We start from the raw sequence: 16,948 nt of genomic DNA, 5'->3' as shown, positions 1-16,948 counted from the left end.
ATTTCACATTACTATGTTACAGCTCACACCGCGCCCCGTTAATCCCCGTCAAACGCCGCGTGAAGCAGGGCAGTTCCGCACTTCCCCCACCGCCCCTCCCAGCCAGGAGTCCTTGGTGTCCCAGCACAGAGTCGTGCGCACGTCCCTCCTCTCCGCCGCCGTCGCGGTCACCCTCCTCGCCACGGCGGGCCAGGCCGTGACCCAGGCCGCCGGGACCGGCGCCCGCGCCGACGCCACGGGTGTCACCGCACCCGGCACCTTCGCCGGCCCGGCCGCGGCTCCCCACGGCGGAGCCCCGGGCGCCGAGGCCGGGGTGAACCCCTTCGACGAGGTCGAGCGCCTCGCCGACGAGCAGCAGGCCACCCCCGCGCCCGCCCCGGCCCCCGGCGGCCAGGCCTCGGGCGGCCAGGCCGTCGCCGACGGCAAGGTGCCCGGCGCCGTCACCGAGCCGGCCACCATCACCGCGGCCGCCACGCCCGCCGCGCCCGCCGCGCCCGCCGCGCCCGCCACCAAGAGCGGCAGGCTCGCCGCCTCCGCCCGGGGCACCGCCACGGGCGTCCCCTGCACCCTCGACGGGATCACAGGGCTCTCCCCGGAGCAGTTCGCCGACTTCCTCGCCGACCCGGCCGTCACGGCGGCCAAGGGCGGCTGCCTCTCGGGCCTCCTCTGGACCTGGGACGCCCGCCTGGCACCCGTCATGTCGGACGCCCACGTGCAGGCCGTCTCCCGCCGGATATCCGGCCTGGCCGCCTCCCACGACGGCCTGAACTCCTCCCACCTGGAGGAGATGTTCACCTACCTGCACGCCGTGGCCTACCACGACCACTCCCGCACCGAGATCGACGTCACCGACGCCCCGACCGTCGACGCCATGCGCCAGGCCATCGCCGCCTTCGCGGGCGCCGCCCGCACCTTCGACGCCACCGCCTCCAACGCCCGCACCCTGCGCGAGGCCCTCTACGCCGGCTCCGCCCCCGGCCTGCGCCACCACCAGCTCGGCCTGATCGGGAACGTCCTGGCCACCATGGACCCGTCGCACACCGCGACGCACCTGGACACCGCCTGGGCGGGCGCGGCGCTCGCCGCCCTCTCCGTCAACTACCTCGGCGTGTACAACAACGACACCGCGTTCCACGCGGCCGCGGCCGCCGACGCCCCGTACCGCGCGACCTTCAGGAACTTCGCGACGTACGCCCACCTCAAGGGCACCGCGAACGCCTGGGTGGCGCGCGACGCCATCGCCGAGTTCGGCCGCTTCGGCCAGATCGCGGGCCTGAAGGACGGGACCACCGCCGACCTCGGCGCGCTCCTCGCCCCGGCCCGGGCCGCCTTCGGCGACGGCAGCGAGCCGTGGGCGAAGGCCGTCTCCTGGCTCAACTTCTACCAGGCGTGCAAGCCGTACGGGGTGTGCAAGGAGGACATCGAGCGGGAGCTCTTCCCGAACACCTACACGTACGACTACGGCGCCATCAAGGTCCGCACCGCCCTCGACCGGGCCACCGTCGACCAGCTCTACTACGCGAGCAAGCAGGTCAAGACCCAGTACCACCGGGTCCTGGGCACCGACCAGCCGATCGCCGGGGACGCCAACGCCACCCTGAACATCGTGCTCTACGCCTCCCGCGCCGACTACGTGAACTACCACCCGGTCCTCACCGGCTACGGCACCAACAACGGTGGCATCTACATCGAGAACGGCGCCACCTTCTACACCTACCAGCGCCGCGTCCCGCAGGACTCCCAGCTCACCCTGGAAGAGCTCTTCCGCCACGAGTACGCGCACTACCTCAACGGCCGCTTCGCCGTGCCCGGCACCTTCGGCCAGGGCGCCTGGTACCAGAACGACCGCACGACCGCCATGGACGAGGGCACCGCCGAGTTCTTCGACGGCGCGACCCGCGACAACGGCATCGCCGTACGCAAGTCCCTGATCAAGAGCATCATCAACGACACGGCCGGCGGCGGCCCGCGCATGTCGGTGAACCAGCTCCTGCACGCCACCTACGCCAACGACGGCTTCCGCTTCTACGGGTACTCGGGCGCCTTCTTCGAGTTCCTGTGGACCGAGCAGCCCTCGAAGCTGCGGGAGATGTACGGGTACCTGCGCGCCGACGACCCGGCGGGCTTCGACGCCTGGCGCGGCCGGATGGGCCGGGACGCGGCCGTCCAGACCGGCTACGACCGGTTCCTGGACGCGCAGATCGCCAAGGTCGACCAGCTGTTCGTGCCGAACACCTCCTTCACCCCGAACGCGCAACTGCGCGACGCGGTGCTCGCGGACGTGAAGTCCACCTTCGCGACGGCCACGTACAACACCCCGGACTGCGTGGAGAACGGCGAGCCGGGCAAGCGCCGGTTCACCTGTACCGGCAGGATCACCGCGAACCTGAAGGACTGGCGCAGCGACGACCAGAACTTCAAGGACATGTCCGAGACGGTCGACTACTTCATCCTGGACCGGGCGGGCGCGGCCTCGAACAACCTGGCCGACATGAACTGCTCCTTCGGCGCGCTGGACATCTGGACCAACCGGGTGGCGGGTACGTCGAGTTACAGCTGCGAGGGCCCGCTGCGCGGCTGACCTCGACAGGCCCTGTCCCCTCTTAAAGAAATGTGACATATTACTGCCGTGCCCAGACACTCCCCGGACCTCGTGATCATCGGCGCCGGCGTCGTCGGAGCCGCGTGCGCGTACTACGCGGCGCGCGCCGGACTGCGCGTGGCCGTCGTCGACCGCGGCCCGGTCGCCGGCGGCACCACCGGCGCCGGCGAAGGCAACCTGCTCGTCTCCGACAAGGAGGCCGGCCCCGAGCTGGACCTCGCGCTGCTGTCGGAGCGGCTCTGGCGCGAGCTCGCGCTCGAACTCCCGAGGGAGATCGAGTACGAGTCCAAGGGCGGCCTGGTCGTCGCCGCGTCCGAGGCCACCGTGAAGGCCCTACGGGGCTTCGCGGACGGACAGCGCGCGGCCGGGGTCGACGCGGTGGAGGTGGGAGCGGGGGAGCTGCGCGAACTGGAGCCCCACCTCGCCCCGGACCTGGCGGGCGGCTTCCTCTACCCGCAGGACGCCCAGGTCCAGCCGGCCCAGGCGGCGGCGCGGCTGCTGGCCGCGGCGCCGGGTGTGGAGCTCCACCTCGGGGAGGAGGTCACGGAGCTGCTCCGCGGCGGCCCTGCGGGCGAGCTCCGCGGGGTCCGTACGGCCCGCCGCGACCTCCTCGCCCCGGCGGTGCTCAACGCCGCCGGCACCTGGGGCGGGGCGGTGGCGGCGCTGGCCGGAGCCACCCTTCCGGTGCTGCCCCGGCGGGGGTTCGTGCTGGTGACGGAGCCGCTGCCGAGGGTGGTGCGGCACAAGGTCTACGCGGCGGACTACATCGCGGACGTCGCGAGCGGGTCGGCGGCGCTGCAGTCCTCCGGGGTGGTCGAGGGCACCCCGGCGGGGCCGGTCCTGATCGGCGCCACGCGGGAACGGGTCGGCTTCGACCGTTCGCTGTCCACGGAGGCGCTGCGGCGGCTGGCGGGGCAGGCGGCCGCGCTGTTTCCGGTGCTGGCGGACGTGCGCGTCCTGCGGACGTACCACGGCTTCCGTCCGTACCTGCCGGACCACCTTCCGGCGATCGGGCCGGACGCCCGGGTCCCGGGGCTGTTCCATGCCTGCGGCCACGAGGGTGCGGGCATTGGGCTGGCGCCGGCGACGGGGGCGCTGATCGCGGCGTTCCTGACGGGCGCGGCGCCTGTCCTGGATCCGGCACCCTTTGCCCCGTCCCGCTTTGCGGAGTCCCTGGGATGACCGGTCGCCTGGGTGCGGCGCCGTTGCCGGGGACCGGTCCCCGGGCCCCTGCGCCTCAAACGCCGGCGGGGCTGGGGTGGTGTCGGCGTGGCCGTGGCTGCGGGTGGGCCGGTGCCGGGGGCGGGGTGGGGTGTCGGCCTGGACTGCATGATTTAGGCGCCCTCTCCCTACTCCGACAGGGCGCGGGGTGTGCCAGCGCCACAAATCACGCTTTACGTCCAGGCCGACACCCCACCCCGCCCCCGTCCCCGGCCCGGCGCAGCCAATTCAGCCGTCCGGCGTTTGAGGACCGGGGTCTGGGGCGGAGCCCCAGGGGTCCGGGCGCAGCCCGGGGCCTCGCTTTCAGCCCGGTGGGCGTCCCCCAGCCTCGCCGGCGTTTGAGGCGCGGGTCCGGGCTGGCCCGGGGAACGGTGGAAGGGCGGGTAGGGGACTTTGCCCCGCGCAGCGGCAAGGGGCGCTGCGGGGACTTTGCCCCGCGCAGCGGCAAGGGGCGGGGCGGGGACTTCGCCCCGTAGGGGCAGCAGCCGTGGTGCGGAACGTGCCGAGTCAGAGGAACCGAGGAGGACGGAAGCGATGAGCGAAGCTACGAGGGGCCGGCGGAGGTCGCCCCGCGACCTGGTGGGCGGGACCCCCGCCGAAACCTGGAGCCTCCGCTTCGACGACCGCGAACTTCCGGCCCAAGCCGGACAGAGCATCGCCGCCGTCCTCTGGTCCGCCGGCATCCTCGCCTGGCGCACCACCCGCGAAACCGCCGCCCCCCGCGGAGCGTTCTGCGGGATCGGAAGCTGCTACGACTGCCTCGTCACCGTCAACGGCCGCCCGAACCAGCGCGCGTGCCTCGTCCCCGCCCGCCCGGGCGACCACGTCACCACCCAGGAAGGGACCGGCCATGACGACCTCGCCGTCTGACTCCCCGTCCGACCTCGCCGTCGTCGGCGCCGGCCCCGCCGGCCTCGCCGCCGCGGTCGCGGCCGCCGGCCTGGGCCTGCGCGTCACCCTGCTCGACGCGGGGGAGCGCCCCGGCGGGCAGTACTACCGTCACCCCGCGCCCGGACTCGGCGCGGCCCGCCCCGAGGCCCTGCACCACGGATGGCCCGCCTTCGCCTCGCGTGAAGCCGCCCTGCGCGCCCATGTATCGGCCGGCCGGATCGCGTACCTGCCCTACCACCACGTCTGGACTGTCACCCCGGACGCCGGGGAAAGCCCCGCCTGGACCCTGCACGCCGTCGCCGGGCCCGACGAGGCCGCCGCCACGGTCCGGGCCCGCAGGGTCCTGCTCGCCACCGGCGCCTACGAGCGCCAGCTCCCCTTCCCCGGGTGGACCCTGCCCGGGGTCGTCGGGGCCGGCGGGGCGCAGGCCATGCTCAAGGGCGGGCTCGTGCTTCCGGGCAGCCGGGTCGTCGTCGCCGGGAGCGGGCCCCTGCTGCTCGCCGTGGCGGGCTCGCTCGCAGCAGCCGGAGCCCGGGTGCCCGCCGTCGTGGAGGCCGCCGCGTACACGGGCTACGTGCACCACACCCCCGCGCTGCTCCGCAACCCCGGCAAGCTCGCCGAAGGCGCCACGTACGGCGGGGCGCTGCTCCGCCACGGGGTGCGCCTGCTCACTCGGCACGCCGTCACCGAGGCCCACGGCGGCGACCGGGTGGAGGCCGTCACCGTGGCCCGCCTCGACCGGGACTGGCGTCCGGTGCCCGGCACCGCCCGCCGCATCCCCTGCGACGCCGTGGCCGTCGGCCACGGGCTCGTGCCCCAGCTGGAGCTGGCCACTGGTCTCGGCTGCGCGACGCGCCCGAGCCCGGACGCCACCGTCGCGCTGGAACTGGACGCCGAGCAGCGCACCTCCGTCCCCGGGGTCTGGTCCGCCGGGGAGACCGGCGGCATCGGCGGAGCCCAGCTGGCCCTGGTCGAAGGGGAGGTCGCCGCCCATTCGGTCGCGGGCCGGCCGGTTCCGGCGCGCCTGGTCCGTACCCGTACGAGGCTGCGCGCCTTCGCCGCCGCGATGGCGGGCGCGCATCGGCCGGGCCCCGGCTGGACCGGCTGGCTGCGCGAGGACACCGACGTGTGCCGCTGCGAGGAGGTCCCGGCGGGCCGGATCCGGGAGGCCGTCGAAGACCTGGGCGCACGGGACGCCCGTACGGTCAAACTCCTCACACGGGCGGGGATGGGCTGGTGTCAGGGCCGGATGTGCGGGCCGGCCGTGGCCGCCCTCGCCGGGACCGAGCCCGCCCCCGACCGCAGGCCGCTGTCCTGTCCGGTCCCGCTGCGCCACCTCGCCGCGCTTCCCGCCGAACCGCCTCACTGAGGCGCTTCCCGCCGAACTTCCCTGACGGCACCGCCGACAGGGCGGCCGCACCTCTTGTGGCCACGTCATACCCACTAGTAAAATGTCACACATCACCCTAGGGAGCACTCTCATGACCCACGCGCACACCCCCGCGCCCGCCGGTACGGACACCCGCACCCGCCCCTGGCACGGCATCATGGTCGCCACCACCCTGCCCCTGCGGGAGGACCTGAGCGTCGACCACGACGCCTACGCCGAACACGTGGCCTGGCTGATCGCCAACGGCTGCGACGGCGTCGTCCCCAACGGCTCCCTCGGCGAGTACCAGACCCTCACCGACGAGGAGCGCGCCCGCGTCGTGCGCACCGCCGTCGAGGCCGCCGGTGACGGCGCTCGCGTGATGCCCGGAGTCGCCGCCTACGGCAGCGCCGAATCCCGCCGCTGGGCCGAGCAGGCCGCCGAGGCCGGCGCCGGATCCGTACTCCTGCTGCCGCCGAACGCCTTCCGGGCCGACGCGGACACCGTACGCGCCCACTACGCCGAGGTCGCCCGCGTCGGCGTGCCCGTGGTCGCGTACAACAACCCCATCGACACCAAGGTGGACCTCGTCCCGGGCCTGCTGGCCCGACTGCACGCCGACGGCTCCATCGTCGCCGTCAAGGAGTTCAGTGGTGACGTGCGCCGGGCCTACGAGATCGCCGAACTCGCCCCGGGGCTGGATTTGTTGATCGGCGCCGACGACGTGCTGCTCGAACTGGCCCTGGCCGGCGCGGTCGGCTGGATCGCCGGCTACCCCAACGCGCTCCCGCAGGCCTGCGCCACCCTCTACCGCGCCGCCGTCGCGGGAGACCTCGACACCGCCCTGCCGCTCTACAAGTCCCTGCACTCCCTGCTGCGCTGGGACTCCAGGACCGAGTTCGTCCAGGCCATCAAGCTCTCCATGGACCTGGCCGGCCGCCCCGGCGGCCCGACCCGCCCGCCCCGCTTCCCGCTCACCGGCGAGATCGAGGCCGGTGTCCGCGCCGCCACCGAGAAGGCGCTCGCCGAAGGCCTCAACTAATCGAACACTAGGGGGACTTGATGCGCACCCGAAACGTCTACCACGCGGTGGACTCGCACACCGAGGGCATGCCCACCCGGGTGATCACCGGGGGAGTCGGGGTGATCCCCGGCGCCACCATGGCCGACAAGCGGCTCCACTTCATCGAGCACCTGGACCACCTCCGGACCCTGCTCATGTACGAGCCGCGCGGCCACTCCGCGATGAGCGGCGCCATCCTGCAGCCCCCGACCCGCCCCGACGCCGACTTCGGCGTGCTCTACATCGAGGTGTCGGGCCTGCTCCCCATGTGCGGGCACGGCACCATCGGGGTCGCCACCGTCCTGGTGGAGACCGGCATGGTGCCCGTCGTCGAGCCGGTCACCACCGTCCGGCTCGACACCCCGGCCGGGCTGGTCAGCGTCGACGTCCGCGTCGAGGACGGGGCGGCCACCGCCGCCACCTTCACCAACGTCCCCGCCTTCTGCGTCGGCCTCGACCTCAAGGCCGAGGTCCCCGGATACGGCACGGTCACCTACGACCTCGCCTACGGCGGCAACTTCTACGCCTTCGTCGAACTCGACTCCCTCGGGCTCCCCTTCGACCGCGAGCGCAAGGGCGACCTGCTCGCGGCCGGCCTGGCCGTCATGGAGGCGGTCAACGCCTCCGCGGACCGGCCCGTGCACCCCGAGAACCCCTCCATCGCCGGGGTCAAGCACGTCTACCTCGCCGCTCCCGGCTCCGACGCCCACCGCTCCCGGCACGCGATGGCCATCCACCCGGGCTGGTTCGACCGCTCGCCCTGCGGTACGGGAACCAGCGCGCGCATGGCGCAGCTGCACGCCCGCGGGCTGCTGGCGCTGGACACGGACTTCGTCAACGAGTCTTTCATCGGCACCGAGTTCACCGGCCGTCTCGTAGGGGAGACCACGGTCGGAGGCCTCCCGGCCCTCGTGCCCACCGTCACCGGCCGGGCCTGGATCACCGGCACGGCCCAGTACTTCCTCGACCCGACCGACCCGTTCCCCGGAGGGTTCCTCTTGTGACCGTCGTACGAACCGTGGATTACCACACCGCGGGCGAGCCCTTCCGCATCGTCGATCTCACCACCGGGGGCGCCCCGCCCGTGCCCGGGGACACCGTCGCCGAGCGCTGCGCCACCGCCATCGGACCGGGGGGATCGGGCACGGCCCCCCGGCGCGGAGCCCTGGACGACGTACGGCGGCTCCTCGTGCAGGAGCCGCGCGGGCACGCCGGGATGTACGGGGGCTTCGTGGTCCCGCCCGACGACGACGGGGCCCACTTCGGGGTGCTGTTCTGGCACAAGGACGGCTACTCGACCGCCTGCGGTCACGGCACCATGGCGCTGGGCGCCTGGGCCGTGGACACCGGCCGGGTCGCCGCCCCGGACGACGGGGACGTCCAGGTACGGATCGACGTGCCCTCGGGGCGGGTCGGCGCGACCGTGCACCGCTCCGGGGGCCGCACCACCGGGGTCACCTTCCGCAACGTCCCGGCCCGCACCAGCGCCCGCAAGGTGCCCGTCGCCACCACCCTCGGCATGGCCGAGGTGGACATCGCGCACGCCGGGGCCTGCTACGCCTCCCTGCCCGCCCGGGACCTCGGCCTCGACGTGACCCTGGCGTCGCTGCCCGGGCTCGTGCGCGCCGGGAAGGAGATCCGGGCCGCCCTCGCCACCCACCCCGGGACCTGGCACCCGGACGGCCCCCTGCTGTCCGGGGTGTACGGGGTGACCCTGTACGAGGACCTCCCCGACACCCCCTTCGGGCCGCACCAGCGCAACGTCACCGTCTTCGCCGACGGGCAGATCGACCGCTCGCCCTGCGGCTCCGGCACCTCGGCGCGGCTCGCGCTGCTGGCCGAGGACGGGCGGCTGGGGGAGGGGGAGGACCTGCTGCACGAGTCGGTCGTCGGCACGGTGTTCACGGGCCGCGTCGCCGCGCGGGCGGCCGACGGCGTGGTCACGGAGGTCACCGGTACGGCGTACCGCACGGGCGAACACCTCTTCAGCGTCGACCCGCAGGACGCGCTCGGCACGGGGTTCCTCCTTTGATCCCCCAGCTGTCGGGCCCCGAGATGGCCGGCCTGCTGACCCCGGCCGCCGCCGCGGACGCGCTGGCGGGCGTCCTGCTGGCCGGGCTGGACCCGGAGACCTGCCCGCCGCGCAGCGCCCTGCCCGTGCCGGGCGGCGGGGAGCTGCTGCTGATGCCGGCCGCAACCGGGGCCTACGCCGGAGTGAAGATCGCCGGGGTGGCCCCGGGGAACCCGGCGCGCGGGCTGCCCCGGATCACCGGGTCCTACCTCCTCCTGGACGGGCCCACCCTGAGCCCCCTCGCCCTGCTCGACGGGGCGGCGCTGACCACCCTGCGCACCCCGGCGGTCTCGGCGCTCGCGCTGCGCCACCTGGCCCCGGCCGGGCGGCCGCTGCGGCTGCTGCTCTTCGGATCGGGACCGCAGGCTTACGGGCACCTCGAAGCGGTGCACGCGATGCGGCAGCTGGCGGAGGTGGTGGTCGTGGCCCGTGCGGGGTCACCGGGCAGCGCCGCCGGCGCGGAGAAGCTGGCGGCGCACGCGCGGGGGCTGGGCGTCCCCGCCCGGTCGGGTGCGGCGCAGGAAGTGGCCGATGCCGACCTGGTGATCTGCTGCACCACCTCCCGCGAGCCCCTCTTCGACGGGCGGCTGATCGCGCCGGGCGCCACCGTGGTCGCGGTCGGCTCGCACGAGCCGGACGCCCGCGAGGTGGACACGGCGCTGGTGCGGCGGGCGGCCGTGTACGTGGAGTCGCGTGCGGCGGCCCTGCGGGAGGCGGGGGACCTGCTGGTGCCGGAGGCGGAAGGGGCTATCGGGGCCGGTCATATCAGCGGCACCCTGGCCGACCTGGTCGCGGGCCGGATGCCGGGTGCGGGGGCGGCGAGTTGTCCACAGCTCTTCAAGAGTGTGGGCATGGCCTGGGAAGATCTCGCTGTGGCGGTGGCCCTGTTTGAGGCCGCCGGGGGCGGCATCCGCTGAGGAGCAAGCGCAACGTGACATTGTACGCTGTTCCTCCGCACGCCGGTGGTGTGAGCGGTCTCGGAGGAAATGCAATGGGTGACCTGAAGCAGCACAGTCTCATCAAGGCTCAGGAACGGCTCCGCGACCAGGTCGGCCACGCCCTGCGGGCAGCCCTGATAGCGGGTGAACTGCGCCCCGGGAGCGTCTACTCCGCCCCCGGCCTCGCGGCCGAGCTCGGCGTCTCGGCCACCCCGGTGCGCGAGGCCATGCTCGACCTGGCCCGCGAGGGCCTGGTGGAACCGGTCCGCAACAAGGGCTTCCGGATCACGGAGGTCAGCGAGCGCGATCTGGACCAGTACACCGAGCTGCGCACGATGATCGAGGTCCCGACCATCGGCCGGATCACGAAGATCGCCGCCCCCGAGGCGCTGGAGGCCCTGCGTCCCATCGCGCAGGAGATCGTCACCAGCGCGCGCGAGCACAACCTCATCGGGTACCTGGAGGCCGACCGCCGCTTCCACCTGACCCTCCTCGGCCTCTCGGGCAACGACCGCCTGGTGGAAACCGTCGGCGACCTGCGCAAGCGCTCCCGGCTGTACGGCCTGACGGGCCTGGACGAGGCCGGCAAGCTGGTCTCCTCCGCCGAGGAGCACTTGGAGCTCCTCGACCTGATGCTCACCGGCGACGCGGAGGCGGCCGAAGCCTGCATGACCCGTCACCTGGGCCACGTCCGCTCCCTCTGGGCCCAGGGCCGCGACGAACCGGTGGGCCGCACCAAGGGCCGCCTGGGCTCGGGCCTCTAGCCCGGGGCCCCACCCCTCCCACGACGCCGGGCGGCGCAGCAGCGCGCCCGGCGTTCGGCATGCCCAACGCCCCGCCGTCCGTGGTGATTTGGACACGGCTGGATAACGGTGGGTCCCACTTGGGTCCAACCCCTTGTCAGTACAATTTCACATTACTATGTTACCGGTCACATCATAGAGCGCGGCCCTTCACTGGAGTGACCCATGACCAAGCGCACCCAACTCGCCCTCGCCACCGCCCTGGTGGCCGCACTCGCACTCGGCGCCTCGGGCTGCTCCGACCCCAAGAAGGGCTCCGCCACGGGTCCCGGGGCCTCCAACCCCGCCTCCGCCAACGACGGGAAGATCCTCGGCGGCGAGCCCGTCAAGGGCGGCACCCTCACCGTCCTGTCCAACCAGGACTTCGCCCACCTCGACCCCGCCCGCAACTGGGTCATGCCGACCATGGACTTCGGCACCCGCCTCCTCTACCGCACCCTGGTCACCTTCAAGGCCGAACCGGGCAAGGCCGGCAGCGAGCTCGTCCCCGACCTCGCCACCGACCTCGGCACCTCCTCCAACGGAGGCAAGACCTGGACCTTCACCCTGAAGGAGGGCGTGAAGTACGAGGACGGCTCGCCCATCAAGGCGCAGGACATCAAGTACAACGTCGAGCGCTCCATGGCCCCCGACCTCACCGGCGGCCCCGACTACGCGGCCCAGTACCTCGCCGGCGCCGAGGGCTACAAGGGCCCGCTCCAGGGCAAGCACCTCGACTCCGTGAAGACCCCCGACGACCGCACGATCGTCTTCGAACTGAAGCGGCCCGTCGCCGAGTTCTCCGCGACCGCGACCCTGCCCACCTTCGCCCCGGTCCCCGCGTCGCAGGAGAAGGGCACGCAGTACGACGCCCGCCCGTTCTCCTCCGGCCCGTACAAGATCGAGTCGTACGACCGCGACAAGAAGCTGGTCCTGGTCCGCAACGAGCACTGGGACGCCAAGACCGACACCGTCCGCAAGGCCTACCCCGACAAGTTCGTGGTCGTCATGGGCCTCAAGGGCGGCCAGATCGACGACCGGATCATCGCCGGGGAGGGCGCCGACGCCTCCTCCGTCCAGTGGTCCGAGATGCGGCCCGAGAGCGCCCCCAAGGTGCTGCCCAAGCCGGAGATCAAGTCGCGGCTGCTGGCCGAGTCCCAGGGCTGTACCGAGATGCTCCAGATGAACAACTCTCGCGCCCCCTTCGACGACCCGAAGGTCCGCGAGGCCCTGCAGTACGCCGTCGACAAGGAGGCCGTGGTCACCGCGGGCGGCGGGCCGGCCCTCAACGAGGTCGCCACCGCCTACCTGCCGCCGGCCCTCTCCGGCGGCAAGCAGGCCGACACCCTGAAGATCGCGCCGGCCGGCGACCCGGCCAAGGCCAAGGAGCTCCTCAAGGCCGCCGGCAAGGAGACCCTGAAGGTCTCCCTGGCCGTCTCCACCGGGGACAAGGGCAAGGCGGAGGCCATCCAGCAGGGCCTGGCCCGTGCGGGCGTCGAGGTGGTCATCGACACCGTCGACCCGGGCGCCTACTACGACGTCATCGGCGACACCACCACCGCCCCCGACCTCGTCCTGTCCGGCTGGTGCCCCGACTACCCCTCCGGGTCCACCTTCCTGCCCTTCGTCTTCGACGGCCGCACCATCAAGGCCAAGGGCAACTCGGGCAACTACTCGCAGTTCAAGGACGAGGCGACGATCAAGCGGATCGACGAGATCAACGCCATGGCCGACGCCAAGCAGGCCAACCAGGCCTGGATCGACCTCGACGCCGAGATCATGAAGAAGTCCCCGGCCGTCCCCGTCCTGCTGGAGCGCAAGCCGCTGCTCGTCGGCACCAACATCGCCGGCGCCTTCGGCCACCCCGTCTGGGTCGGCCAGCTCGACTACGCCACCATCGGCCTCAAGGACCCGGCCAAGAGCCAGGGCCAGGGCTGATCATGACCGCCGCCCTCGCCGCCGACCCCGGCTCCCCGGAGCCGGCGGACGCGGCGGCGGCCAAGGAGATCCCTCCGGGCAGCAGCCCTTGGCAGCTCGCCCGGCGGGAACTCCGCCGCCGCCCCGCCGTCCGCGTCAGCCTCTGCGTCGTCCTCCTCTTCGTCCTGATGGCCGCCACCGCCCCCTGGCTGGGCGCGCTGGGCGGCTGGTCCCCGGACGAGTTCGACAAGTCCGCCATCGACCCCTACCTCGGCGGCCAGCCGCTCGGTTCCTTCGGCGGGATCAGCTCCGAGCACTGGCTCGGAGTGGAACCCGTCACCGGCCGCGACCTGTTCGCCCGCGTCGTCCACGGCGCCCAGGTCTCGCTCCTCATCGCCTTCGCCGCCACCGCCATCGTGGTCGTGACGGGCACCGCCGCCGGAATCGCCGCCGGCTACTTCGGCGGGCGCACCGACACTGTCCTGTCCCGCCTGATGGACCTGACGATGTCCTTCCCGTCCCTCATCTTCATGATCGCGATGCTGTCGGTGGCCAAGGACGTCAACCGCATCGTCCTCATGACCGTCGTCATCGGCGTCTTCGGCTGGCCCGGCGTCGCCCGCGTCGTCCGCGGCCAGGCCCTCTCGCTCAAACACCGCGAGTACGTGGACGCCGCCCGCGTCGGCGGGTCCAGCTCCTGGCGGATCCTGACCCGCGACATCCTCCCGGGCGTCTCCGGCCCGGTCATCGCCTACACCACCCTGCTCATCCCCGGCATGATCAGCACCGAGGCCGCGCTCAGCTACCTCGGCGTGGGCGTGCGCCCGCCCACCCCCTCCTGGGGCCAGATGATCGCCGAGTCCGTGGCCTTCTACGAGACCGACCCCATGTACTTCGTCATCCCCAGCCTCTTCCTCTTCCTCGCGGTCCTCGCCTTCACCCTGCTCGGCGACGCCCTGCGCGACATCCTCGACCCGAGGGGTGGCCGCACGTGATCCTCTACCTCGCGCGCCGGCTGCTCGCCCTCGCCGGCGTCCTCCTGGCCATCGCCGCCGTCACCTTCCTCATCTTCTACGTGCTCCCCTCCGACCCGGCCGCGGCCGCCTGCGGCAAGACCTGCAGCGCCGAGCGGCTGGCCGACGTACGCGCGTACCTCGGCCTCGACCAGCCGCTGTGGCGGCAGTTCGGCGACTTCCTCACCGGGATCTTCACCGGCCGCACCCTCGGCACCGGCCAGTACGCCGTCCAGTGCGACTTCCCCTGCCTGGGCTACTCATACGAGAACTCCCTGCCCGTATGGGACCTGCTGATGGACCGGCTCCCGGTCTCCGCCTCCCTCGCCGTCGGCGCCGCCGCCCTCTGGCTCGTCCTCGGGCTCGGCGCGGGAGTCACCGCCGCCCTGCGCAAGGACACGGCCACGGACAAGGCCCTCATGGTCGGCGCGGTCGCCGCCGCCTCCCTGCCCGTGTACTTCACCTCCGTGATGCTCATCTACGGAGTCATCCGGATCGCAGGGCTCCTGCCCTACCCCACCTACCAGGCCTTCACCGACAACCCCCTGGGCTGGGCGAGCAACCTGCTCCTGCCCTGGACCGCCCTCGCCCTGCTCTACGCCGCCATGTACGCCCGCCAGAGCCGCGGCTCCATGATCGAGGCGATGGCCGAGCCGTACATCCGCACCGCCCGCGCCAAGGGAATGCCCGAGCGCACCGTCGTGGTCAAACACGGACTGCGCTCCGGGATGACCCCGATCCTCACCATCTTCGGCATGGACCTCGGCGGCCTGCTCGCCGGAGCCGTCATCACCGAGTCCATCTTCGGACTCCCGGGCATCGGGCGGCTGTTCTACGGGGCCCTGGTCAGCTCGGACCAGCCCGTCGTGCTCGGGGTCACCCTGCTGGCCGCCTTCTTCATCGTCGTCGCGAACCTCGCCGTCGACCTCCTGTACGCCGTCATCGACCCGAGGGTGAGGTACTGATGGCTCCGCCTTCCGACGTCGCGGCCCCCGCGCCCCCCCTGCTCCAAGTCCGGGACCTGCACGTCACGTTCACCACCCCGCGCGGCACCGTACGCGCCGTCGACTCCCTCGGCTTCACCGTCGAGGCCGGCCGCACGCTCGGCATCGTCGGGGAGTCCGGCTCGGGCAAGTCCGTCACCTCCCTCGCCGTCATGGGCCTGCACCGGGGCGCCGAGATCGGCGGCTCCATCGCCCTCGACGGACAGGAGCTGACCACCAAGACCGAGAAGGAGCTCTCCAAGCTGCGCGGCCGCAAGATGGCCATGATCTTCCAGGACCCGCTGTCCAGCCTGCACCCCTACTACACCGTCGGCGAGCAGATCGCCGAGCACTTCCGGGTCCACTTCAGGGCCGGCCGGGCCGCCGCGAAACGGCGCGCCGTCGACATGCTCGGCGAGGTCGGCATCCCCGAACCCGCCCGCCGGGCGGGGGAGTACCCGCACCAGTTCTCCGGCGGCATGCGCCAGCGCGCGATGATCGCCATGGCGCTGGCCTGCGAGCCCGACCTGCTCATCGCCGACGAGCCCACCACCGCCCTCGACGTCACCGTGCAGGCGCAGATCCTGGAGCTGATCGCCGGGCTCCAGCAGGAGCGCGGACTCGGCGTCGTCATGATCACCCACGATCTGGGCGTGGTCGCCCGGGTTGCCCACGAGGTACTCGTCATGTACGGCGGCCGGGCCGCCGAACAGGCCCCGGTCGATGACCTGTTCGCCGAACCGGCGCACCCCTACACCCGGGGGCTCCTGGACTCCCTGCCCCGGCTGGACGACGCCGACGACCAGCCGCTGCGGGCCATCCCCGGCTCCCCGCCCTCCCTGCTCGCCCCGGCCCCGGGGTGCGCCTTCGCACCGCGCTGCCCCGTGGCCGCCGCGGCCGGCGAAGCCGAACGCGAGCGCTGCGCCACGGTGCGGCCGGAACTGCGTCCGTACGGCGACGCCGGCCGCGAGTCCGCCTGCCACTTCGCCGGCGCCGTCCGGGAGGTGACCCGATGACCACCACGAACGGGACGGGAACCCCCACCGACCGGGTCCCGGCGGCCCGCGGCGAGGGTCCGCCCCCGCTGCTGCGGGTCCGCGACCTCACGATGTCCTTCCCCGGCAAGCGGACCGCGACCGGGCGCCGGGGGGCGCCCGTGCGTGCCGTCGACGGAGTCTCCTTCGACCTGGAGGCCGGCCGGACCCTCGGCCTCGTAGGGGAATCGGGCTGCGGCAAGTCCACCACCGGGCGAATGCTGGTCCGGCTGCTCGAACCGACCTCGGGAAGCGTCGAGTTCGACGGCAAGGACATCAGCCGGCTCTCCCAGGGCGCCCTGCGCCCCCTGCGCCGGAACCTCCAGATGGTCTTCCAGGACCCGCACTCCTCCCTCAACCCCCGCCAGACGGTGGCCCGGATCATCTCCGACCCGCTGCTGGTACAGGGCTCGAGTGCGGCGGACGCCCGCCGCCGGGCCGCCGAGCTGATGGAGCTCGTCGGACTGATCCCGGAGCACATCGACCGCTATCCGCACGAGTTCTCCGGCGGCCAGGCGCAGCGCATCGGCATCGCCCGGTCGCTCGCCACCAGCCCCCGGCTGATCATCGCCGACGAACCGGTCTCGGCGCTCGACGTCTCCGTTCAGGCCCAGATCGTCAACCTGATGGAGCGGCTGCGCGCGGAACTGGGCCTGGCCTACGTGTTCATCGCGCACGACCTCTCCGTCGTCAAACGGGTCAGCGACCGGGTCGCCGTCATGTACCTCGGCCGGATCGTGGAGATGGGCGACAAGAAGTCGCTCTACGAGAACCCCCAGCACCCGTACACCAGGGCGCTGTTGTCCGCCGTACCGCTGCCCGACCCGGCGGCGGAGCGGCGGCGCGAGCGGATCGTGCTGCTCGGCGATCCGCCGAGTCCGGCCGCCCCGCCCCCCGGCTGCACCTTCCACCCCAGGTGCCCCGTGGCGCAGGAGATCTGCCGCACCGAACGGCCGCTGCTGCGGACGGTCGCCTCCCGTGAGGTGGCCTGCCACATGGCGTAGCCGCGGACGCCCGGGGGACCGGCGGGGAACCCGGGCACAGGGAGGGCCCCGAGCGATGAT

General features: G+C 73.0%; 14 protein-coding genes. All 14 read left to right on the top strand.

Annotated elements, in window-relative coordinates; genetic code table 11:
- Window positions 1–115: 115 nt before the first annotated feature.
- The 14 genes from MTF69_RS06490 (at window position 116) to MTF69_RS06425 (ending at window position 16,888) form a co-directional block, all read left to right on the top strand.
- Window positions 116–2,581, top strand: a complete 2,466-nt coding sequence (locus MTF69_RS06490) for a collagenase (protein ID WP_243331517.1) — start codon at window positions 116–118, stop codon at window positions 2,579–2,581.
- A 48-nt stretch (window positions 2,582–2,629) separates the two neighbouring features.
- Complete coding sequence (locus MTF69_RS06485; RefSeq protein ID WP_243331515.1) at window positions 2,630–3,784, top strand: FAD-binding oxidoreductase; 1,155 nt, start codon at window positions 2,630–2,632, stop codon at window positions 3,782–3,784.
- A gap of 573 nt (window positions 3,785–4,357) precedes the next feature.
- Window positions 4,358–4,693, top strand: a complete 336-nt coding sequence (locus MTF69_RS06480) for a (2Fe-2S)-binding protein (protein ID WP_243331513.1) — start codon at window positions 4,358–4,360, stop codon at window positions 4,691–4,693.
- Entirely contained in the window at window positions 4,674–6,083 is a 1,410-nt protein-coding gene (locus tag MTF69_RS06475; protein ID WP_243331512.1) for an NAD(P)/FAD-dependent oxidoreductase, read from the top strand. The genes MTF69_RS06480 and MTF69_RS06475 overlap by 20 nt, the downstream gene beginning before the upstream one ends.
- A 112-nt stretch (window positions 6,084–6,195) precedes the next feature.
- A complete protein-coding gene (locus MTF69_RS06470; RefSeq protein WP_243331510.1) occupies window positions 6,196–7,125 on the top strand; it encodes a dihydrodipicolinate synthase family protein in 930 nt (309 codons plus the stop codon).
- 20 nt (window positions 7,126–7,145) lie between these two features.
- Entirely contained in the window at window positions 7,146–8,150 is a 1,005-nt protein-coding gene (locus tag MTF69_RS06465; protein ID WP_243331508.1) for a proline racemase family protein, read from the top strand.
- Complete coding sequence (locus MTF69_RS06460; protein WP_243331507.1) at window positions 8,147–9,178, top strand: proline racemase family protein; 1,032 nt, start codon at window positions 8,147–8,149, stop codon at window positions 9,176–9,178. Before MTF69_RS06465 ends, MTF69_RS06460 begins: the two co-directional genes overlap by 4 nt.
- Window positions 9,179–9,201: 23 nt before the next feature.
- Complete coding sequence (locus MTF69_RS06455; RefSeq protein WP_243331899.1) at window positions 9,202–10,134, top strand: ornithine cyclodeaminase family protein; 933 nt, start codon at window positions 9,202–9,204, stop codon at window positions 10,132–10,134.
- Window positions 10,135–10,208: 74 nt separating this feature from the next.
- Window positions 10,209–10,919 (top strand): GntR family transcriptional regulator, encoded by a 711-nt coding sequence (locus tag MTF69_RS06450; protein ID WP_243331505.1) that lies wholly within the window; start codon window positions 10,209–10,211, stop codon window positions 10,917–10,919.
- A 204-nt stretch (window positions 10,920–11,123) separates the two neighbouring features.
- Window positions 11,124–12,875, top strand: coding sequence for an ABC transporter substrate-binding protein (locus tag MTF69_RS06445; protein WP_243331504.1), 1,752 nt, complete (start codon window positions 11,124–11,126; stop codon window positions 12,873–12,875).
- 2 nt (window positions 12,876–12,877) lie between these two features.
- A complete protein-coding gene (locus MTF69_RS06440; RefSeq protein WP_374322267.1) occupies window positions 12,878–13,849 on the top strand; it encodes an ABC transporter permease in 972 nt (323 codons plus the stop codon).
- On the top strand, window positions 13,846–14,832 hold the full coding sequence (locus tag MTF69_RS06435) for an ABC transporter permease (RefSeq protein ID WP_243331502.1): 987 nt from the start codon (window positions 13,846–13,848) through the stop codon (window positions 14,830–14,832). Before MTF69_RS06440 ends, MTF69_RS06435 begins: the two co-directional genes overlap by 4 nt.
- A complete protein-coding gene (locus MTF69_RS06430) occupies window positions 14,832–15,866 on the top strand; it encodes an ABC transporter ATP-binding protein (RefSeq protein WP_243331500.1) in 1,035 nt (344 codons plus the stop codon). The genes MTF69_RS06435 and MTF69_RS06430 overlap by 1 nt, the downstream gene beginning before the upstream one ends.
- Window positions 15,863–16,888: a dipeptide ABC transporter ATP-binding protein gene (locus MTF69_RS06425; protein ID WP_279345457.1), complete on the top strand. Its 1,026-nt coding sequence runs from the start codon at window positions 15,863–15,865 to the stop codon at window positions 16,886–16,888. The genes MTF69_RS06430 and MTF69_RS06425 overlap by 4 nt, the downstream gene beginning before the upstream one ends.
- Window positions 16,889–16,948 lie beyond the last annotated feature (60 nt).

Origin of the sequence: Streptomyces sp. AP-93 (genome assembly GCF_022808175.1) — a bacterium.
GTDB lineage: Bacteria > Actinomycetota > Actinomycetes > Streptomycetales > Streptomycetaceae > Streptomyces.
Note: the sequence above shows the minus strand (reverse complement) of the source record. Positions and strands in the feature narration are given on the sequence as shown.